The 18,940-nt window shown below is 68.6% G+C and carries 20 protein-coding genes; 12 read left to right on the forward strand and 8 right to left on the reverse strand.

Annotation, left to right across the window (positions count from 1 at the left end):
• Window positions 1-2: 2 nt before the first annotated feature.
• Window positions 3-419, reverse strand: coding sequence for a DUF6292 family protein (locus tag ORV05_RS27405; RefSeq protein WP_268754880.1), 417 nt, complete (start codon window positions 417-419; stop codon window positions 3-5).
• 270 nt (window positions 420-689) lie between these two features.
• Here ORV05_RS27405 and ORV05_RS27410 point away from each other — a divergent pair, with 270 nt between their 5' ends.
• Window positions 690-872, forward strand: coding sequence for a hypothetical protein (locus tag ORV05_RS27410; protein WP_268754881.1), 183 nt, complete (start codon window positions 690-692; stop codon window positions 870-872).
• 11 nt (window positions 873-883) lie between these two features.
• On the opposite strand, the gene ORV05_RS27415 is transcribed toward ORV05_RS27410, so the two are convergent.
• Window positions 884-1,813, reverse strand: a complete 930-nt coding sequence (locus ORV05_RS27415) for an acyl-ACP desaturase (protein ID WP_268754882.1) — start codon at window positions 1,811-1,813, stop codon at window positions 884-886.
• 325 nt (window positions 1,814-2,138) lie between these two features.
• On the opposite strand from ORV05_RS27415, the gene ORV05_RS27420 reads away from it, so the two are divergent.
• Both ORV05_RS27420 and ORV05_RS27425 read left to right on the forward strand, forming a co-directional pair.
• Window positions 2,139-2,420 (forward strand): hypothetical protein, encoded by a 282-nt coding sequence (locus ORV05_RS27420; protein WP_268754883.1) that lies wholly within the window; start codon window positions 2,139-2,141, stop codon window positions 2,418-2,420.
• Window positions 2,421-2,561: 141 nt separating this feature from the next.
• The gene (locus tag ORV05_RS27425) at window positions 2,562-3,131 is read left to right on the forward strand and encodes a TetR/AcrR family transcriptional regulator (RefSeq protein WP_268754884.1); all 570 of its coding nucleotides are present in this window, start codon (window positions 2,562-2,564) and stop codon (window positions 3,129-3,131) included.
• Window positions 3,132-3,179: 48 nt separating this feature from the next.
• Here ORV05_RS27425 and ORV05_RS27430 read toward each other — a convergent pair whose 3' ends face one another.
• Together ORV05_RS27430 and ORV05_RS27435 are read right to left on the reverse strand one after the other, a co-directional pair.
• Complete coding sequence (locus ORV05_RS27430; RefSeq protein WP_268754885.1) at window positions 3,180-3,314, reverse strand: hypothetical protein; 135 nt, start codon at window positions 3,312-3,314, stop codon at window positions 3,180-3,182.
• Window positions 3,315-3,453: 139 nt separating this feature from the next.
• The gene (locus ORV05_RS27435) at window positions 3,454-3,582 is read right to left on the reverse strand and encodes a hypothetical protein (protein WP_268754886.1); all 129 of its coding nucleotides are present in this window, start codon (window positions 3,580-3,582) and stop codon (window positions 3,454-3,456) included.
• 311 nt (window positions 3,583-3,893) lie between these two features.
• Between ORV05_RS27435 and ORV05_RS27440 the strand changes: the two genes are divergently transcribed.
• The 6 genes from ORV05_RS27440 to ORV05_RS27465 all read left to right on the forward strand — a co-directional run bounded on the left by ORV05_RS27440 (window position 3,894) and on the right by ORV05_RS27465 (window position 10,394).
• A complete protein-coding gene (locus tag ORV05_RS27440) occupies window positions 3,894-4,637 on the forward strand; it encodes a GntR family transcriptional regulator (RefSeq protein WP_268754887.1) in 744 nt (247 codons plus the stop codon).
• A 180-nt stretch (window positions 4,638-4,817) separates the two neighbouring features.
• Window positions 4,818-5,807, forward strand: a complete 990-nt coding sequence (locus ORV05_RS27445) for a phosphotriesterase family protein (protein ID WP_268754888.1) — start codon at window positions 4,818-4,820, stop codon at window positions 5,805-5,807.
• Between the two features lie 45 nt (window positions 5,808-5,852).
• Window positions 5,853-6,806: a phosphotriesterase family protein gene (locus ORV05_RS27450; RefSeq protein WP_268754889.1), complete on the forward strand. Its 954-nt coding sequence runs from the start codon at window positions 5,853-5,855 to the stop codon at window positions 6,804-6,806.
• 67 nt (window positions 6,807-6,873) lie between these two features.
• Entirely contained in the window at window positions 6,874-7,986 is a 1,113-nt protein-coding gene (locus ORV05_RS27455) for an FAD-dependent oxidoreductase (RefSeq protein WP_268754890.1), read from the forward strand.
• Window positions 7,987-8,003: 17 nt separating this feature from the next.
• Window positions 8,004-8,930 carry an alpha/beta hydrolase gene (locus ORV05_RS27460; protein ID WP_268754891.1) on the forward strand — a complete coding sequence of 309 codons (927 nt, stop codon included), beginning with the start codon at window positions 8,004-8,006 and terminating at the stop codon, window positions 8,928-8,930.
• A 105-nt stretch (window positions 8,931-9,035) separates the two neighbouring features.
• A complete protein-coding gene (locus ORV05_RS27465) occupies window positions 9,036-10,394 on the forward strand; it encodes an MFS transporter (RefSeq protein WP_268754892.1) in 1,359 nt (452 codons plus the stop codon).
• 65 nt (window positions 10,395-10,459) lie between these two features.
• Here ORV05_RS27465 and ORV05_RS27470 read toward each other — a convergent pair whose 3' ends face one another.
• Window positions 10,460-11,398: an MBL fold metallo-hydrolase gene (locus ORV05_RS27470; protein ID WP_268754893.1), complete on the reverse strand. Its 939-nt coding sequence runs from the start codon at window positions 11,396-11,398 to the stop codon at window positions 10,460-10,462.
• A 146-nt stretch (window positions 11,399-11,544) separates the two neighbouring features.
• On the opposite strand from ORV05_RS27470, the gene ORV05_RS27475 reads away from it, so the two are divergent.
• Window positions 11,545-13,263 carry a CocE/NonD family hydrolase gene (locus ORV05_RS27475; RefSeq protein WP_268754894.1) on the forward strand — a complete coding sequence of 573 codons (1,719 nt, stop codon included), beginning with the start codon at window positions 11,545-11,547 and terminating at the stop codon, window positions 13,261-13,263.
• Window positions 13,264-13,406: 143 nt separating this feature from the next.
• Here the strand turns inward: ORV05_RS27475 and ORV05_RS27480 are convergent, their stop codons facing one another.
• The gene (locus ORV05_RS27480; protein ID WP_268754895.1) at window positions 13,407-14,507 is read right to left on the reverse strand and encodes an Lrp/AsnC family transcriptional regulator; all 1,101 of its coding nucleotides are present in this window, start codon (window positions 14,505-14,507) and stop codon (window positions 13,407-13,409) included.
• 154 nt (window positions 14,508-14,661) lie between these two features.
• Between ORV05_RS27480 and ORV05_RS27485 the strand changes: the two genes are divergently transcribed.
• The gene (locus ORV05_RS27485; RefSeq protein WP_268754896.1) at window positions 14,662-15,378 is read left to right on the forward strand and encodes an SDR family NAD(P)-dependent oxidoreductase; all 717 of its coding nucleotides are present in this window, start codon (window positions 14,662-14,664) and stop codon (window positions 15,376-15,378) included.
• A 62-nt stretch (window positions 15,379-15,440) separates the two neighbouring features.
• On the opposite strand, the gene ORV05_RS27490 is transcribed toward ORV05_RS27485, so the two are convergent.
• Entirely contained in the window at window positions 15,441-15,698 is a 258-nt protein-coding gene (locus tag ORV05_RS27490) for a hypothetical protein (protein ID WP_268754897.1), read from the reverse strand.
• 467 nt (window positions 15,699-16,165) lie between these two features.
• Window positions 16,166-17,101, reverse strand: coding sequence for a hypothetical protein (locus ORV05_RS27495; protein WP_268754898.1), 936 nt, complete (start codon window positions 17,099-17,101; stop codon window positions 16,166-16,168).
• A gap of 279 nt (window positions 17,102-17,380) precedes the next feature.
• Between ORV05_RS27495 and ORV05_RS27500 the strand changes: the two genes are divergently transcribed.
• The gene (locus ORV05_RS27500) at window positions 17,381-18,937 is read left to right on the forward strand and encodes a tetratricopeptide repeat protein (protein ID WP_268754899.1); all 1,557 of its coding nucleotides are present in this window, start codon (window positions 17,381-17,383) and stop codon (window positions 18,935-18,937) included.
• Window positions 18,938-18,940: the final 3 nt, after the last annotated feature.

Genomic DNA, 18,940 nt, shown 5'->3' on the forward strand with positions numbered 1-18,940 from the left:
GGTCAGGCGTACTGCGCGAGGCGTGCGGCGAGTTCCTGGCGCCCGGCGCGGGCGGGCAAGACCGGTGAGGAAGCGCCGGACAGCCGCCCGGTGACGACGTCGGCGACGAACCCGGCCACCGCCGTCGGGTCCGGGACCATCTCCGCACCCGGGAAGTGGGCCAGTTCCACCGGTGCCTGCCCGGGCTCGGTCTCCACCGCGACCATCCACCCGTGCCGCTCGCTCCACACCAGCATCAGATCGTCACCGGGACGTCCGGACCACCGCCTTGCCAACCCCAGGTAGGCGGTCGCGGTATCGCTGACCTCGAACGAGGTCGCCTCGGGCGGTACCCCGACGGCGGCGGCCACCGCCCGCAGGTAACCGGCCAACCCTCGGCTCAATGTCGGTGTCGGTGCGGTGCCTGGGCGATCGTCCATGTTCACCAGGGTATGCCCGCAAGGGCGCTCACCCGTGTATCGTGGGAACCAGCGGAAGCCATTCGAGCATCGACGATCACGTCGGCATGGCTCTCCGGCCACGGTTCGCCGGCTCTTCTTCACAGGTCAGGTCGCACGCCATCCGCGTGTGCGCAGCGCTGCCTCTGCCGTATTCGACGCAGGAAACCCCGCCAGCGATGCGCGCCAGGGCGGCCCACTACGGCTTCAGCCCGGCGCTCGTGGCTCGCCACTTCCGAAAGGACTCTTCACATGGCCCAGGCCAGTGACAACCTCGCGCACGACGCACAGGAACTGTTCAGTCATCTCTCCACCGAGCAGCCGCACCACCACGATGGTCCCCTCGCCCGGCCCTCGTACGAGAACCTGTTCCGCCAACCCCTCCCCTCAGCCGGGCGGTCGCGACACGAATCGACCGCACCGGCCCAGCGGTAGAACCGGCCACCTCACGGCGTGACGGAATGCCGGTTCGCGGAACGCGCGCGGCGTTCCTCGAAGCGGCCGGCCTGGGTGTCGAGGCGGGTGAGGAAGGCCGACAGTTCCTCGCGGGCCTTCTCGCCCACACCGTCCAGGCCCTCGAGATCGAACACGCCCCAGTGCCGCAGGAGCGGCCACACGACGTCGTCGTGGTGGATCCGCAGGTCGTAGATGCCCGCCTTGGCGATCAAGGCGGCCTTGCGGGCGAAACCGGGGATGATGCTGCCCGGCATCTGGAACCCGATCACCTCGTCGGCGATGGCGCGGAGGGTCTGGCTGGGTTCGATCTCCAGTGCCGCGGTCACCAGGTTGCGGTAGAAGAGCATGTGCAGGTTCTCGTCCGCGGCCACCCGGGCGAGCAGTTTGTCGGCAACCGGGTCCTGGGTGTACCGGCCGGTGTTGCGGTGCGAGATCCGCGTCGCCAGTTCCTGGAACGACACGTAGGCGAAGACGTTGAGCGGGTGCTTGTCGCCGGTGTCGAAGCCGGTCTGCATGGTCCGCATGCGGGCGCGTTCGAGTTCGTCGGGATCGACTCCCCTGGTGACCAGCAGGTAGTCACGAATGCAGATGGCGTGCCGCCCTTCCTCGGCGGTCCACCGGTGCACCCAGGTGCCCCAGGCGCCGTCCCGTCCGAACGCGCGCTCGATCTCCCGGTGATAGCTGGGCAGGTTGTCCTCGGTGAGGAGATTGACCTCCAGCGCGGTCCTGGCGATGGGTGACAGGCTCGACTGACCGAGCTCCCACGCCTGGCCGCCCAGGTCGCCGAAGTCACGGCCCCGGCTCCACGGCACGTACTCGTGCGGCATCCATTCCTTGGTCACCTCGAGGTGGCGGTCGAGATTCGCGGCGACCGTGGGTTCGAGATCAAGAAGTAGCCGGGTGCTGAGTGGTGTTGTCACGTTCGTCCTCTCGTCGGCCCCGGGTCTCGAACTTACGGCACCGTAGGTTCCGCGCGAGGCCACGGCCCCGATGACGCCTGAACGGCTGGCGCGCAGCGTGATCGACGACATGGCTTGGTGTGCCACGGCCGACACCGGCAGAGCGCTCGGCATCCTGTGGTAAGCTGCCGCCGTGCAGCGCCGTATGACCTCCAAGCGAGTCGTAACCCGGCGCGTCGGCTGATCCAGGTTGCCGGCGCGCAGTGCCGACGACCGCGGAGATACGCGGCATTCCTTCGGGGCCTGGCCCGGTTCCCACCGGCTTTCCCCTCCCTGGAGATTTACCATGTCCATCACCACATCCCTGGACATTCCCGCATCCCGTTCGTCGCTTCTCGTGCGACGCCGGATCACCACCTACTTCGTCGGTGGCGTCCAGGAGATCCCGAACCTCGTCGCCGCGCTGGCGCAGCGGGGCCACAGCGTGCACGAGTTGTCCGTCGACATCCGTGAAGGGGTCAGGGAAAGCAGCATGGTCTGCACCATTCTGCTTCCCGGGGACGCGATCGAGCCCCTGCTCGCCTACCTTCGGGAACTTCCCGCGGTCGTCTCGTCGGATCTCGCCTGATCCGCGAGGACGGCGGCGGCCCGGAGCTCGAAGCGCCCAGCCTGGTGACCCGGTGAGGACTCGCATGGCATAGTCGGAACCGAGCTGAAGCGGAGGTTCCTCCGCGTCATCCGGGTCAGCAGGATCGGAGGAGCCCCGCCCGTGGTCAACGCCGCACCGAAGGCCGGCCGTGCCGACGCGCAGCGCAACCGGCAACGGCTCATCGCCGCAGCCCGTCAGGAGTTCATGACCTCCGGGGAAAACGTGACCCTGGAAGCGATCGCGCGAGCCGCGGGAGTGGGCATCGGCACGCTGTACCGGCACTTCCCGACCCGGGAGGTGCTGGTCGAGGCCGTGTACCGCACCGAGCGGACCAGGCTGTGCGACGCCGCGGCCGAACTGCTGGCCGACAACCCCCCGCACGTCGCGCTGCGGCTCTGGATGGGTCGCTTCGGCGACTACATCGCGATCAAGCACGAGATGGCCGAAACCCTGCGCGCGATGATCGCGTCCGGCACCGTCACCGCGGCCGCCGCACGTCAGGAGCTGGGCGCCGCCGTCCGCACCATCCTGGAGGCCGGTGCCACGGCGGGCACTCTGCGCGACGACGTACTCGCCGAGGACGTCGTCGCCAGCCTGCTGGGGGTGTTCCTGGTGTGCCGCGAACCCGGCCAGCGCGACCAAGCCCAGCGCATGCTCGACCTTCTGATGCGGGGCTTGCGCACGGAGTGATCTCGCGCTGCTGGACTTCTCTCGCAATGACCGAGACCGGGCGGGCTGTCACTCCGCGGCCGGGTGGCCTGGGACGAGCCGGGCCATGGCGCCGGTGGCTTCCTGCCAGCGCCGGCCGTTCGGGCGGCAGGGGTGGTACCGGCCGCTGACGGTCAGTCCCGTCGTGGTGGTGAATTCCGGCATGACAAGACCGAGGGAAGCGCCCAGGTGCGATTTGTTCTCTGGCTTCCACCGCCACTGGCCGAGTTCACGCACGAGAACCTGGCGTGTGCTGAACAAGCCGGGGATCCGGATCACCTCCACGCCGCCATCACGGCCAGTTTCACCGCCTGGTAAGCATTCGAACAGGCCCGGCGGCAGCCAGCAGCGATATCTTGCTATCGCGGTCGAGGTCGGCGATGCGGTCGTACAGTTCCGGATCGGGCCCGGAAAACCCCCAGTTTTCGATCACCTCACCATCGTATCCGCGACACACCGCCAACAGCTTCACACAATCAGGGAAAGTTTCGAACAGAAAAGTCGATCAGGTCTATATCGATTGCGGACGAATTTTGGTTTCCTGTAGCAAGCGAATAGTTCCCGTCCCTCAAACTCCACACTCGGCGCGCCCGGCCGCGTCCCCGCGTCCACCTCGGCCTGGCGCACCCCGATTCCGGGTGGCGCCGCGGGTGCCGCCCGGGCATTGCCCGCGTTTGCGGCACGCTGTGCTTGACTGCCTGAACAGCAACCCCATGACCGACGACGTGGAGGACCCGCAGACTCATGGCGAACGGCGAACTCGATCTCTCCTCCGGGGTCCCCCTGTACCGGCAGATCAAGGACATTCTGCGGGCGGAGATCGCCGACGGGGTCGCGGATCCGGGGAAGCCGATGACCGAGGAGCAGTTGCTCGGCCGGTTCGAGGTGAGCCGGGCGCCCATCCGCCAGGCACTCAAGGAACTCGCCGTCGAGGGGTACGTCTACCGCAGGCAGGGCAAGGGGACGTTCCCGGTTCCGGGCGCCCGGGTGCAGCGGCCGGCCGACGTCCGGCCGGGGGCCTTGTACCAGTACCTCTCCGACAGCGGCCTGCACCCCGCGTCGAAGGTGTCCGGTATCCAACGCGTGGAGCCGCCCGCCCGGATCCGGCACCGCCTCGGCCTCGAAGAGCACGAGCGGCTCCTGCATTTCAACCGCTTGATCCTGGTGGAGGACGAGCCTCTCATCGAGGCCAGCGTCTACCTCCGCGCCCCCGAGGACTTCAGCCCCACGGCCGGGGAGCTGGAGGACGAGGGCTCCGCCTTCGAGTTGCTGTCGAGAAGGTTCGGCATGACGCTCGACCGGGAGGAGCACGAGGCCTGGGCGACGGCGGCCACCGCCGGCCAGGCCGCGACCTTGGGTGTTCGCGAAGGGAGTCCGCTGCTCGTCATCGAGACGATCTTCTTCGCGACCGGCGGTCTGCCCGCGGGGTGGCGTTCCGCGGTGCACCGGGCCGAGGAGTTCAAGTACCGGTTCGTCACGAGCCGGTAGGCCGCCGGGGCGGACTGCCGCCGCGCAGCCCTGCTTGACTTTAGTATTACAATATATCAATATATGGGCCATCTTCAGGAGGTAGTGGGCCAAGGCGCATGAGCGGACGTCGGGCTCCACGGTGCACTGCCCCCAGCGCGCCACGTTCGTGCTGGCACGACGCTGACGAAAGGACGTCCAATGACGGGCGCACAGACCGCCAAGAGCAAGACCGTCAACACCGTTCTCGGCCCCGTTCCCGCGGATGACCTGGGCGTCGTCGCGGTCCATGAGGCCCTGCTCTCCGTGGTCCCCGGCGCCGAGTACGCGTTCGACGTCACCATGGACCGCGCCGAAATCTTCGAGACGCTGGCGAAGAAGCTGACGGACTTCCGCGGCCACGGCGGGAAGACCATCGTCGACAGCACGGGCATGTTCCACGGCCGCGACGTGAAGCTGTACGAGGCGCTCTCGCGCTCGACCGGGGTGCACATCGTCGCGTCCACCGGCATGGGCCCCGAGGAACTGCTCGGCGGCTATTTCCTGACGCCGCAGACCAATCCGCCGACGCCGTGGCCCGCCGAGAAGTTCGCCGATCTCTTCACCAAGGAGATCACCGAGGGCATGGTGGTCCCGCGCGTGGAGCGGCGGGGCGCCGCGGGCCTGGTGGCCACCGCCGCGACCCGCGAGGGCATGACGGCGACGGACGAGAGCCTCTTCCGCGGCGCGGCCAGGGCCGCACTGAACACGGGCGTGGCGGTCTCCCTCCGGTACGGCGGCGACGCGGTCCACGACCTCGGCGTCGTCCTGGACGAGAAACTCCCGGCCGACCGCGTCGTCGTCGGCGGGCTCGACCGCAAGGACGCCGTCGCCGCGGGCGCTCCCCTCGAGATCGCGCGCCGCGGGGCCTACGTCGCCCTGGACCACGTCGGCCTGGACGACGACGGCGCGTACGTCACCGACCGCGAGCGCGCCGCACTGGTGCTCGAACTGGTCGGGGCGGGCCACGGGGACCGGATCCTGCTGTCGGGCAACGCGATCGGTGTGGCGAAGGGACAGCCCGCCTACGACCTGCCGTACGGCTACGTCTCCTCGACGTTCGTCCCCCTGGCGAAATCCCTGGGGCTCGGCGAAGAGGACGCCCGGCGCATCCTCGTGGACAACCCGCGCGACCTGCTGACCCTGCGCTGAGCAGCCGACGCCGACCGATTCTTTCGGACTTTCTGGAGTGAGACCATGTCGAGGGTAAACACCGTCCTGGGGCCGATTCCCGCGGAAGAACTGGGCGTGGTGGCCGTCCACGAGCACATCGGGTACGGCATGCCCGGCTCCGAACTGGACACCAAGTGGTGGAAGACGCCCGAGGAGCGGTACGAGGAGACCGTCCCGAAGCTGCGGAAGTTCCACGAGTACGGCGGCGGGACCTTCGTCGACGCGACCGGCATCTGCAACGGCCGCGACATCGACTACTACCGGTCCCTGTCCGCGAAGACCGGCGTCCACATCGTCGCCTGCACGGGCTTCGTCGGCGGTGACACCGCGCTGCCGTTCTTCGCCAGGGCGACCGTCGACTACCTGACCCGGCACTTCGTGCACGAGATCACCGTGGGCATCGGGGACACCGGCAGCCGCGCCGGTGTGATCAAGGTCGGCGTGAGCCGGGGCGGGCGCATGACGGACCTGGACAAGCGTATCTACCGCGCGGCCGCCCGCGCCGCGGTGACGACCGGGGTGCCGATCCTGACCCACCTGGCGATCGACGTCGAACCCGCGGTCGCCATCTTCGAGGAGGAAGGACTCCCGCTGCATCGCGTGCTGTTCGGGCACGCCGACGACGGCGTGAACGCGCCGAACACCCCCGACACGTGGATCGCGGGGCGCGGGGGCCGCATCGGCTTCGACACCTTCGGCTACGAGACGGAACTGGAGGACCCGCCCTTCTGGGCCCGGCCCCGGCGTGAGCGCCTCGACCACTTCCTCGGTTTCCTCGGCAAGGGCTTCCTCGACCAGGCCCTCGTCTCGGCCGACGCCAACTGCAGCCCGCTGGGCTGGCCGGGCGTGAAGGGGCACACCGTGAACTACCTCTTCGAAGATCTCCTGCCCGACCTGCGCGCCGCCGGGCTGGACGAGGCGACGATCAAGAAACTGCTCGAGGACAACCCCGCCGATTTCCTGACCATCCACGACTGATCCCCGACCGGTCACCCCATTTCCCCACGGCGCGAAGAAGCGCCCGATGTGAGAAAGCGAAAGAACCATGAAGTCTTCGGAACTGGCCAATCTCGAGGTCGCCATCGTCGGCGGGGGATACGGCGGTGCGGTGGCGGCGGTGGCACTGAGCCGGCTCGGCGCGAACGTCCACGTGTACGAACAGGCCAGCGCCATTCTGCAGGTCGGTGCCGGTATCGGCCTCCGTCCGCCCACGGTGGAGCTGTTCCGCCGGTGGGAGATCTTCGACGCCATCGCGGCGGTGAGCACGCCGAGCGACTACTTCGAAATCCTCACCGCCACCGGGGAGGTCATCCAGCGCGAGGAATGGCCCAAGATCCACGACTACGCCCAGGTGAACAAGACCCGGTTCATCCACCGCGGGGACTTCATCGACACCCTGCTGAAGCTCCTCCCCGGGGACATGGTGCACATCGGCCACAAGATGACGGCCATCGAGGACCGGGGCGAAGCCGCGACGCTCACCTTCGCCGACGGGAAGAAGGTCACCGCCGACCTGGTGATCGGTGCCGACGGCATCCGTTCCGTGGTGCGCAACCAGCTGTTCTCCGACAACCAACCGGTGTTCGCGGGGGCGCACGCGCACCGCGCGGTGGTTTCCTCCGGCGACACCTACGGGCTGGACGTCGACGACAACCTCCGGCTCTACATGGACGACCGGGGCACGATGATCTACTTCCTGCCGCTGCGCCACCGCAACCAGGTGTCCTTCGACATCACGGCCCTGTCCGACGACGACTCCTGGGCGCCCGAGGTCACCAGGGACGATCTCGTGGCGCTGGTGGACGGCTTCGACGAGCGGCTCGTGAACATCACGCGGAACCTGGACATGGACACGGTGACGAGCCGCGCGGTGTTCGACATCGACCCGGTCGACACCTGGCACTCGGACTGCGTCGCGCTGCTGGGCGACGCGGCCCACGCGATGCTGCACCACCAGGGGCAGGGCGCCAACCAGGCGATCCAGGACGCCGGCGGGCTCGCCGACGCCCTGCTGGAGGCCGGTTCCCTCCGCGAGGCACTGGCCCTGTACCAGGCGACGCGCAAGCCCGACACGGACGCGCTCCAGCGCATCTCCCGTGAATCGTGGGACGCGCAGTCGGTGCGGACGGCCTTCCCCGAGAAGTCCTCGATCAAGTGACCGGCACAGGTGAGAGCATGAGCCTGCACCCCGAAATTGCCAGGGTGCTCGCCGCCCTTCCTCCGCTGGACCACGGCGCGACGCCGGACCCGGAGGCGCTGCGCGCCGCCGAAGCGGCGCGGGTCCCGCCGCTCGAAGACCGCCTTCCCCTCCATGCCGTCGAGGACGCCATCGCGGTGACCTCGTCGGGCGAGGTCCCCGTGCGGATCTACACGCCGGCCGAGGCGGACTCCTACGGCCTGCTGGTGTACTTCCACGCCGGTGCGTTCTTCCTGGGCAGCCTGGAGACGCACGACGGCGTCGCGCGGTCTCTGGCGAAGGAGACCGGACACAAGGTCGTCTCGGTCGGCTACCGCCTGGCCCCCGAGGCCGCGTATCCGGCCGGACTCCGGGACTGCTACGGGGTTCTCCGGTGGGCCGCCGAGCACGGCGAGGACCTGAAGTGGGACGGCGGGAACCTCGCGGTCGCGGGCGACAGCTCCGGCGGCAACTTCGCGGCCGTCGTCGCGGCGATGGCGCACGACGACGGATTCGACCGCATCACGCACCAGGTCCTGTTCTATCCCTCCGTGGACCTGGACTTCGACGTCGACCGCTATGCGTCGCTGCGGGACAACGCCGAGGGGTACGGCCTCGAGACGGCCGGTCTGAAGCCGTTCAACAGCTTCTACCTCGACAGCGGTGCGGATCCGGCGGATCCCCTCGTCTCCCCCGTCAGGCGCGAGGACCTCTCCGGCCTGCCTCCCGCCCTGGTCGTCACCGCCGAGTACGACCCCCTGCGTGACGAGGGCGAACTTTACGGTCACCGGCTCAAGGAGGCCGGGGTGGACGTCACGATCAGCCGCTATGCGGGCGCGAACCACGGATTCGTCGCGAATTTCGGCTGGATCCCGGAATACCACCGGGCCTTCGAGGAAGCGGGCGAATTCCTGAACCGGCGCTGAGCCGGGTCGCGCGAACCCTCCGCAACGCCGATCGGCGCCGCGAGTCGGGGAACCTTCAAGGAACGGAGATACAACGATGTATCGGAACAATGCCGGACGGTCGAGATGACCAGGATCGACATCCACGACCACCTCGGCTCGGCCAGATTCACCCGCTTCCACTTCGGAATGCTGTTCTGGGCCTGCTTCGTCATCACCTTCGACATGTACGACCTGGTCACCTACGGCTCGGTCCTGCCGGTCCTCATCAAGAAGTGGGCCATGTCGAAGGTCCAGGCCGGGGCCATCGGCAGTTACGGGTTCTTCGGCATGATGGTGGGGGCCGTCCTCTTCGGGATCCTCGCCGACAGGTTCGGCCGGAAGCGGATCCTCACCGCCAGCGTCATCCTGTTCAGCGTGGCGACCACCCTGTGCGGATTCGCCTCCGGACCGGCCACCTTCTCGATCTTCCGGACGCTGGCCGGGCTGGGAATCGGGGGGATCCTGCCCGCCGTCATCGCCATGCTGACCGACTACGCGCCGAAGAGGCTGGCCAACAGCATGGTGGCGATCGTGATGTGCTTCTTCTCCATCGGCGGCATCCTGGCCGCCGTCGCCGCCCTCTACCTCATCCCCGCGTTCGGCTGGCAGAGCGTCTACTGGGCCGCCTTCCTCCCCCTGCTCTTCCTGCCGTTCATGCTGAAGTACTTCTTCGACTCCCCGGCCGTGCTCCTGAAGCGGGGGCGGCTCGGCGCCCTGCGGTCGGTTCTGTCCAAAGCGGACGGTGGCGCGGACCTTCCCGCGGACGCGGAACTCGAAGGCGCCCTGGCCAAGGAATCCGGATCTCCGGTCGGCGCGCTGTTCACCCGCCGGCGCGCGGTGGGCACGGTGATGATCTGGATCGCCTTCTTCATGTGCCTGCTCATGGTGAACGGACTCACGACCTGGCTTCCCAACCTGATGGTCGAGGCCGGTTACGCCCTGGGCTCCAGCCTGACGTTCATGATCGTGCTCAACGCGGGGGCGATCGCGGGAACCCTGCTCCTCGGCAAGCTCGCCGACGTCTGGGGGGTGAAGAGGGTCCTCATCCCGATGTTCCTGATCGCGGCGGTGTCGCTGGCGCTGCTCGGATTCGGCAACAGGATGGCGGTCCTCCTGCTCCTGGCGGCCATCACCGGGGCCTGCACGATGGGCGCGCAGAACATCTCCTATTCCTTCGTGTCGCAGTACTACCCCTCGTTCATGCGCTCCACGGCCATCGGGCTGGCATCGGGGGTCGGCAGGCTGGGCGCGATCGCCGGGCCGACGTTCGGCGGGATCCTCCTGACGCTCGGACTGCCGGTCGAGACGAACTTCCTGTTCTTCGCCGTCCCCGGCATCATCGCGGCACTGGCCTTCCTGTTCGTCCCGCTGACCGCCACCAGGATCGGCAAGGGGCGCGACGGTGACGCCGCGTTCGAGGAAGCCGTGACGTCCGCTCCGTGAGGTGTTCGTACGGCACCAGGGGACGGCGGCACGCATTCGAGAATGCGTGCCGCCGTCCTGCTCTTTCAGGCGTTCTCGAACCGGCTCCGGTACCCGTGAAGCGTGGTGAAGAACGGCGACGGCTCCAGCGTGGGGTCGCCCTCGTAGCCGAGCTCCTCGGCCACCCGGGCGAACGGCGAATACACCGAGTCCGTTTCCCGCAGGCCCTCTTCCAGGTACCGGTGGGCGACGTCGTCGATCCGGGCTTCGATGTCCAGCGCCTCCTGCAGGGCACGCCGGGCCCCCTCGCCGTCCAGCCGGACGTCGTACGGGACCCCGTCGGCGCCCCGGTACGGGTGGCCCAGGTACAGCTCCCGCGGGCGGATCTCGTCGCGCAGGTACCGCAGGCTCGCGCGGTAGGCGGCAGGGTCCTCGTAGCCGGGGAAGCCGTTGGCGGCACCGTGGATCTGCACGGCATCGCCGACGAAGACCGACTTCTGCCCGTCCACGACGTAGGCGACCGATCCGGCCGTATGCCCCGGCAGGTTGTGCACGGAGACGGTGACGTCCCCGCCGAGGGAGAGGGTCTCGCCGCCGTTGAGCAGTACGGCCGGCTCCATCTCGCCCGAAATGACCTCCGCCGCCATCTTCGTCTGCTTCTCCACTCCGTTCGGGTCGTGCAGGTACCGCTGCCGCACGTCCGCGTAGCTGTCCACGTGTGCGCGGCGCGAGCGCAGAAGGTGCGCGTCGGCCTGGTGGATCACGACCTGGGCGCGCCGGCCGGTGAGCTCCCACAGGGCGTGCGCGCCGCCGAGGTGGTCGATGTGGCCGTGGGTGAGCAGGATCCAGCGCACCTCCTCGATGCCGCGACCGAGCTTCTCGAGCGCGGGAACCATCCCGTCGGCGGGCGACGAGGCGATCCCGGTGTCGACGATGGCGGGTTCGGGCGAGTCGATGAAAAAGCTGTAGAGACCGAAACGTCCCCATGGCGACCACAGGGGGTGGATGTCGACGTCGTGCGTCATCGCTGTCTCTCCTTCGCTCGGGGCCCACGCCGGCTCCTCGGTTGCAACCTGGATTTTATTATAATAATATGCTTAAGTCACGCTCCGAGGAGCGTCCGCCAGCGGCACACCTGGCATTCGAACGTTGAAAAGGGAGCAGCGCGCTGATGGCCGATTTCAAGACGTGGGAGGCGGGCGGGGAGAAGATCGTCATCCGCAAGGACCTCCGGGCCCCGATGCGGGACGGGATCTCCCTCGCCGCCGACGTCTACCACGGGGTGGACGACAAGCCGCGGCCCGTGCTCCTGGCCATGAGCCCGTACGGCAAGGAACTCCAGTCCCAGTCGCTCATGCTTCCGCCGCAGCGCCGCCCCAGCCCGCTGTGGGACGGCTGCCTCGAGGCCGGCGACATCGCGCGCATCGTCAAGGAGGACTACGCCCACGTCATCGCGGATCTCCGCGGCTCCGGCGCCTCGGGCGGCGTCATGGTGGGCAACTACAACGCCGGGGGCGTGCCCCTGGGCCAGGACGCGTACGACCTCATCGAGTGGATCGCGGAACAGCCCTGGTGCGACGGCAACATCGGCATGGTGGGGGTTTCCTACTTCGCGTCGATGCAGGTACTCGCCGCGGCCGAGCGCCCGCCCCACCTGAAGGCGATCTTCGTCAGCGGCGGTCACTACGACTTCTACGAGACCTCCTACCACGGCGGCATCCTCTGGTTCATGCCGCGAGCGGCGCGCGAGGGCCGCGGTGGTGACTCCGGCATCGCCGTCACGAACATCAAGTCCCGGATGCAGGAGGAACTCTCTCCGGAAGAACTGGCCGAGCGCGTCGAAGCGCGACTCGCGGATCCGGACGTCGTCAAATGGCCGAATCTGGCCCACGTCCTCTATTACCCCAAAAACCGCGAGCTGTGGTACGACATCATCCTCAACGAGCTGGATGGCGAGTACTACGAAGAGCGCAACCCCATCACGCTCGCCCCGAAGATCGACATCCCGGTGTACGTGCAGATCAACTGGGGTCGCGGCTGGACCGTGGACGGCAGCATCGAGCTGTTCGAGGCGCTGCGCGGTCCCAAGAAGCTCGACCTGCTGCCCTACCCGCCCATGCAGGAACGCCCGTTCCACGAGGTCCACGACGACATGTTCCGGTGGTACGACCACTGGCTGAAGGGCATCGACAACGGCGTGATGGACGAGCCGGCCGTCAACGCGTTCGTCGAGGGAACCCGTCAGTGGACGACTTCGGAGCAGTGGCCGCCAAACGAAGTCGAGTACCGGCCGCTCTACCTGCGCCCGCGCCGCAAGCTCTCGGTGAAGCCCGAGCCGCTGGGCACGGAGTTCGCCGCTCCGGACGGCTTCTACCAGGCACCGCTGACGGTGACGGACCAGGTCGAGGTGCTGAGCTGGTCCACCGAGCCGTTCCACGAAACGACGGAGATGATCGGCACCGGCGCCGCCCACCTGTTCGTGGAGATCGACACGGACGACACGAACTTCATCCTGCGCCTGTGGGACACCGCTCCCGACGGGAAGCGCCAGCTCGTCACCACCGGCTACCTCAAGGCCTCGCACCGCGAGCTCGACGACCGCACCACCGAGGGCAATCCGTACCACCCGCACACCCGCTCCGTCCCGGTCGACCCCGGGAAGATCGAGGAGTACGTGGTGCGCCTGTACCCCTTCGCGAACGCCTTCAAGCCGGGACACCGGCTGGAGGTGGAGCTCTCGTGCAATGAGCCGTTGGCCGACACGCACAACTCGCTGTTGCCGCCGGAGGCCATGCACCTGCCGTCGGGCCGCGCGACAAGCCACAAGGTGTACCGCGACGCCACCCACCAGTCCCGGCTCGTGCTTCCCTTCACGACACGGAAGGCGTGACACGCCGCGGTGCGTTGGGCCGGTGTTGGGTGCCCTGAAGGTCGCCTTGAGGGCCATCAACGCCCTCAAGGTCGCCTTGAGGGCACGACCCCGCCACGAACAGCGCCGACTTCCCCGTCGGATGCTGCCGCGAGCGGGCCCCCTCACCCTCGCTCGTGTTCCGGACGCCCCCGGTGAATGCGAAGCGCGGGCCGAAGGTCCGGGCGGGTGCTTGCCGGATCGACGAGGCGGTCGCCGGATACGAGCGTACCGGCCTGCTTGATCTGCTGGGCCAGCGGAGAAACCTCCATGCTCTGGAGGCCGGACAAGGACCCGATGCGGTCCGAAGTGAATTCGAACAGTTCGTCGAGATCCCGGCAGTGCGCGACGGCATGGATGTTGTAGGGCCCGGAGACGGCCGCGGCGAAGGCTATTTCGGGTTCCTGTGCCAGGGTGCGTCCGACGCTCTTGACCGCCGACGGGTGCACGCGGAGCCAGAGGTTGGCCCGCGCGTGAAAACCCAGTGCCGCCGCGGCGATCTCGACATCGATGTGGACGACGCGGCGCAGGAGCAGGGCTTGCAGGCGACGTGAGGCGCGGCCAGGGGTGAGGCCCGCCGCGGCGGCGAGTTCGACGAGACTGGCACGACCGTCCGCGGCGAGAAGGTCGAGCATCCGTTCGTCCTCGGGGGTGAGCCGCACCGGATCGCGAACGACCACCGGGGATTCGGTGAAAGGGGCCCCGTCGTTCCCGAGCATCGACTCCTGCTGCGGAGTCAGCGTGCCGCGGAGCGCGGCCCAATAGTGGCCGCGCCCTCCGATGAACTGGCGGAGCATCGCGGACGCGTTGACGTCGATGACCGCCGCGGTGCGCGGAAGCCGCCGACCGAGTAGGTCATCACGCTGTTCTCGCGACCGCGACCGGACCCAGCAGGTGATTTCGGAGCCCGCGGCGCCGAGGGCCACCCAGATGACATCGTCGCGCTGCGCGAGGGCGTCGGCGATCGCCGCAACGCTGCCCGGGCGGCAGCGCAGGCGCACCAGCCATCGGCTCTGCCCCAGCGCGCCGGTATCGACGATGCCCGCGACGCGGAGGACGCCCTCGGCACGCAGCCGACGGTAACGGCGGCTGACGGCACCTTCGGTGAGGCCGAGCGCGACCGCGATCGAGGCGAACGACGCCCGCGGAGCGACCTGGAGTGCGCGAATGAGACGCACATCCTCGGCCTCCACAGTGGCGGATTCACTCAAATACGCGCCTGCCATGGGGGCAATCCTACAAATCGGCCTCCTGAACGTGGCCGGAAGGCGGCGCAGCGGAAAGACTCGGAGGCATCAGCAGGGCGCGTGCCTGGGGCGCCACTCGTGGCGGTTCCCTCGCGCGCTCAGGGTGAAATTCGAAGAAGGGGGATGGCGCGAAGTGTCATCAACTGACGCGGACCGGCACACGCCGACCGCCCTCATCGTCGGGGCGTCGCGCGGTCTCGGTCACGCGATGGCGGCCGAATTCTTCGGCAGAGGATGGAACGTCATCGGCACGGTCCGGGACACCGCCGCCCGGACGCCCTTGCACGAACTGGCGGACCGCTCCGACGGACGCGTCTCGGTCGAGTTTCTCGACATCAACGAACCCGCTCAGTTGGCGCCCCTGCACGAGCGGCTCGCGCAACGGGAACTCGACGTGCTGTTCGTCAACGCGGGAACCGCGAACAACGAGCAGACGCCGATCGGCGCCGTGCCGACCGCCGACTTCGTCGAGGTGATGGTCACCAACGCGCTCAGTCCCATGCGCGTCATCGAAACGCTCGAAGACCTCGTGCCCGCGACCGGACTCATCGGGGCGATGTCCTCCGGGCAGGGCAGCATCACGAACAACACAACCGCATTGCGCGAGGTCTACCGGGGCAGCAAAGCAGCACTGAACATGTTCATGCGCAGCTTCTCGGTCCGGCAGGCCGAGACACGGCGCGCGTTCGTACTCATGGCGCCCGGCTGGATCCGCACGGACTTGGGCGGGCCCGGTGCGCCATTCACCATCGACGAGACCGTCCCGCTGGTGGTGGATGTTCTGCTGTCGAGACTGGGGAAGCCCGGTCTGGAGTACCTGGATCGTTTCGGCCGGACCGTACCGTGGTGACCCCGGTCGGGCGGGTGACCGGCGAACGTCCTCAATAGACAGATAGCGTCAGCGCCCCCTGGTCAGATCAGCAGCCATAGGGTGACCGGAACCAGCAGCGCGAGGCTCCCACCCGTCGAGACGATCGCCGGCACACCGAACCTGCGCCGGACCGCGGCCGCCACCGCGGCGAGATAGCAGGCGAGTCCGGCGAAGATGCCGAAAGGGATGAGGTATTTCTCGTGCCACCCCCAAGGCGACACAACCTGGCTGGTGTTCCCAAACGGCCTGACCGACCACACAATCTCACCAGGTGTCCGGCACTTCGGCGCGTCCAGCACGACGGGGTTCCACAGAGGACAACCCGTCTCGCCCTCGCACGCCATGGGGTCACTGGCCCCGAACTCCCCCGTGCAACGCCAAGTAAGCGGTGACGCCCGATCACAATGCTGCGTGGTGAACGCACCGCCGTCCCCACCGCCCCGCGCGCTGCGCACTGCCCACGGCGCCAGCCAGACACCGACGAGAACCGGAAACACCGCAACGACAAGCAACGTGATCGCAACTCGCGCTCTCCACCGGTCCACTTTCGAGACGCTAGCCCAACGGCGGACGTCTGTTCGGCGCAGAAGCCGGGTTGGCCGGATCCTGCCGCGACGGCCACCGGCAATGGTGCCCTGCTCACCCTGACCGAACGTGGAAATCGCGCGCACGAGGGTGGGACACAAGCGCACGAGCGTGGGACGCAAAGCGCGGGTCGGGTCGCCGCACAGGTCCTGCCCTTTCTCCAGGCCCGGACTTCGCACGCTCAGCCCCCGGCGCGGGCGGCTTCCAGTGCGGAACGCGGGAGCACGGTGCCTTCCGGCCAGGGCAGCGTCGCCAGCCGAAGCAACCCCGGCGCAGCTTCACCGCGGTCCTGAACGCCGGCAGCGTCGGCCGCGATGTCCGTGAGGAGAACCTCGATCAGCCAGGCGAGCCGACGGTGGTAGACCTCCGGGCTGGTCCGCTCGGACCGGGAAAACTGTTGGGGGGCAAGGTAAAGCTTGTCGTCCCCGGTGCGTACCCACAGCACCTGGTCCAGGATCAGCTCCGCCAGCGGGCTGCCGGACGGGAGCCGCCGGGGCAGCACGGTGCGCAGCAGACCGTTCCCGGTTCTGACGACCGGGGCACGCGTCTGGGGATCGATGAGGATCTCGGCGACTCCGGCCGTTGGCTCGACCAGTTCGACGGCGGCGGTTCTGGGATGCCGGTGCAACCGACGGCTCCATTCGGCTGCCGGCCGTCGGGCGGGATCGAGATCCCGGGCACTGTGGAAGGGAAACAGCTCCCGGCCCTGGAACCGGCCCAGCACGTGCCGGACACAGGAGGCCGCGTCCGTGTCTTCGCGGTCGAGAATCTCCAGCCAGCCGCGGCGGTGGTCCTCGACGCCGTCCGTCCCTTGAGGACTTCGGCGGGCCCCGCCTTCGCGCATCAGGCCGTCCAGGTGTTCCAGTGCGGCCCGGGCCGGATGGTTCTCCGGGTACTCACGTGCCATGCGCTTGGGCATCGACGGCAGTCCCGCGACGGCCGGTAGCCGCGACGCGGCGTAGTCCCTGAACTCGTCGTAGCTTCGGTTGCAGGGGCACCAGGTGGTCGAGATGAACGAGTCCGACGCTTCCAGCCCGTAACCCCGCTCCTCGCCGAGGATGACCTGGCAGCCACCGTCCCCGTGCGCACTCGGCTCATGGCCGCAGGCACATCTCATCGGCTCCCTGCCTCGTCGTCGGTGCTGCCCGTCTCACGCAAAGTCAAGCCTGTCCGTGTCTACGAGAGAGTGCCAGAGCCGCGACGGAGGAGGCCAGTGGCGGGCGGCACATGACCGGTTCGCGCCAGCCACGGCCTTCTCGCCCGCGTCGCTGTTACCGTGAGAGCGCATCGGCCGAGCCGCCACCACGACACCACGGCCGAGCGGCTCGCCGGAATCGACTTCACCGAACCGCACCACACCGCGCGCGGTGCTGCCCTGTGACGGGAATTCAGACCAGTGACGAAGAGCGACACGAATCGGGCGTTGATCGACGCCGAAGAACAGGTCGAGCGGTATCGCCGGAGGCTTGCGCGGTCCGACCGGCCCGGCGATCGCGGCGCCCTCGCGGGGGCATTGGTCGAGCTCGCCGTCCTGCTGCAGACCAGCGACCGGGTGGACGAAGCGCTCCCCGCCCTCCGGGAGAGCGTCGACCTCTACCGGCGGCTGTGCCGCGCCGACGCCGCTGGCTACTTGCCCGGCCTCGCCTTGGCCTCGGAGTTGCTTGGCGGAGTACTCGGCGCCATCCCCCATCGCCGGGCCGAGGCGTCGACCGCCGCCCGAAGCGCGGTCGAGTTGTACCGCACCCTCGCCCTCGTCGACGGGAAAACCTACGTACCACGCCTGGCCACCGCATTGGCTCAGCTCGGAAACCACCTGGCGGTGCTGGGCAATCGTGGCGACGCACTGGCCGCGCTACGAGAAGCCGTCGACCTGCGCCGAAAGGACGTCCCAGGGCAGGATCGCGACTTCGCCGTCGCCGACGCCCTGGTTTACCTGGGCATCGCACTGGACGAGTCGGGCAGCGATGACGAGGCGCTGTCGGCCATCGAGGAGGCAATCGGCCTGTATCGCCGTCGGGTCGGGACCGACGCGACGGCCACGCAGCTGACGGACTACTACGCGGCACTGCTCGTGTACGCCCCCCTGCTGGCCAAGTCCGGCCACGACGGCGAGGCCCAGCGGTGCCGCCAGGAGGCCACCGACCTGTATCGCCGGATTGCGGCCCTGGATCAGGGGTTGACCCGTCACCTCGCCGCGGGACTGGGTCGTTTCGGTTTCACCGGAATGGAGGACGGCCAGCCGGTACGCGCGGCGGCACCCGAGGCCGGGCCCGCACCGGATCCGGGCACGCTCGCCTACCTGCAGAAGCTCAGCGACGCCGGGGCCGAACTCTTGGCGGCCGACCGTCCCGAAGAGGCTCTGGCGTTCGTGCGGCAGGCCGCCGACCTCGCGGGCAAGCAGGCCGAGACGGACCCCCGGACCTATCTCCTTCCCGCCGCGCGGTGCCGCCACAACCTCGGTCTCGTGTACTCGAGGCTGGGCCGCACCGCCGACGCGGCCGAGGCTTACGCGGAATCGGTACGCTGCTACCGCCGGCTGCGTTCGGCCGCCCCTGGCCGGTTCCTGTCCGGGCTCGCCGGATCGCTGACCAACCTCGGTGACACGCTGGAAAGTCTGGGCCGGGTCGCCGAAGCCGTCGAGCCGACCCGGGAAGCCGCCGACATCCTTCGCCCACTGGCGGCGGGCGACCCGGTCCTTCTCCCCAGGCTCGCGCTGGCGGTGAACAACCTCGGCTGGTTCCTGACGCAGCTGGGGCGGCACGCCGACGCTCTCGCCCCGGCACAGGAAGCCGTCGACATTCTCCGGCGGCTGGCGGCCGCCGAGATCGGCGGCCACCGGTACGAACTCGCCCGCGCGTTGAACAACCTCGGCGACGTGCTGACCAAACTCCGTCGCCGCCGCGAAGCGCGCGCGGCCTTCCGGGAAGCCAAAGCCGTCTACCGCCCCTTGTAAGCG

This window comes from Amycolatopsis cynarae, assembly GCF_026802195.1.
In the GTDB taxonomy this organism is placed as follows: Bacteria; Actinomycetota; Actinomycetes; order Mycobacteriales; family Pseudonocardiaceae; genus Amycolatopsis_E; species Amycolatopsis_E rhizosphaerae.

Excerpts from the sequence above, each read along its gene's own strand:
- ORV05_RS27405 (WP_268754880.1), bottom strand. The coding sequence starts at position 419 with ATGGACGATCGCCCAGGCACCGCACCGACACCGACATTGAGCCGAGGG.
- ORV05_RS27410 (WP_268754881.1), top strand. The coding sequence starts at position 690 with ATGGCCCAGGCCAGTGACAACCTCGCGCACGACGCACAGGAACTGTTC.
- ORV05_RS27420 (WP_268754883.1), top strand. The coding sequence starts at position 2,139 with ATGTCCATCACCACATCCCTGGACATTCCCGCATCCCGTTCGTCGCTT.
- ORV05_RS27430 (WP_268754885.1), bottom strand. The coding sequence starts at position 3,314 with ATGCCGGAATTCACCACCACGACGGGACTGACCGTCAGCGGCCGGTAC.
- ORV05_RS27440 (WP_268754887.1), top strand. The coding sequence starts at position 3,894 with ATGGCGAACGGCGAACTCGATCTCTCCTCCGGGGTCCCCCTGTACCGG.
- ORV05_RS27445 (WP_268754888.1), top strand. The coding sequence starts at position 4,818 with ATGACGGGCGCACAGACCGCCAAGAGCAAGACCGTCAACACCGTTCTC.
- ORV05_RS27450 (WP_268754889.1), top strand. The coding sequence starts at position 5,853 with ATGTCGAGGGTAAACACCGTCCTGGGGCCGATTCCCGCGGAAGAACTG.
- ORV05_RS27455 (WP_268754890.1), top strand. The coding sequence starts at position 6,874 with ATGAAGTCTTCGGAACTGGCCAATCTCGAGGTCGCCATCGTCGGCGGG.
- ORV05_RS27460 (WP_268754891.1), top strand. The coding sequence starts at position 8,004 with ATGAGCCTGCACCCCGAAATTGCCAGGGTGCTCGCCGCCCTTCCTCCG.
- ORV05_RS27465 (WP_268754892.1), top strand. The coding sequence starts at position 9,036 with ATGACCAGGATCGACATCCACGACCACCTCGGCTCGGCCAGATTCACC.
- ORV05_RS27470 (WP_268754893.1), bottom strand. The coding sequence starts at position 11,398 with ATGACGCACGACGTCGACATCCACCCCCTGTGGTCGCCATGGGGACGT.
- ORV05_RS27475 (WP_268754894.1), top strand. The coding sequence starts at position 11,545 with ATGGCCGATTTCAAGACGTGGGAGGCGGGCGGGGAGAAGATCGTCATC.
- ORV05_RS27480 (WP_268754895.1), bottom strand. The coding sequence starts at position 14,507 with ATGGCAGGCGCGTATTTGAGTGAATCCGCCACTGTGGAGGCCGAGGAT.
- ORV05_RS27495 (WP_268754898.1), bottom strand. The coding sequence starts at position 17,101 with ATGAGATGTGCCTGCGGCCATGAGCCGAGTGCGCACGGGGACGGTGGC.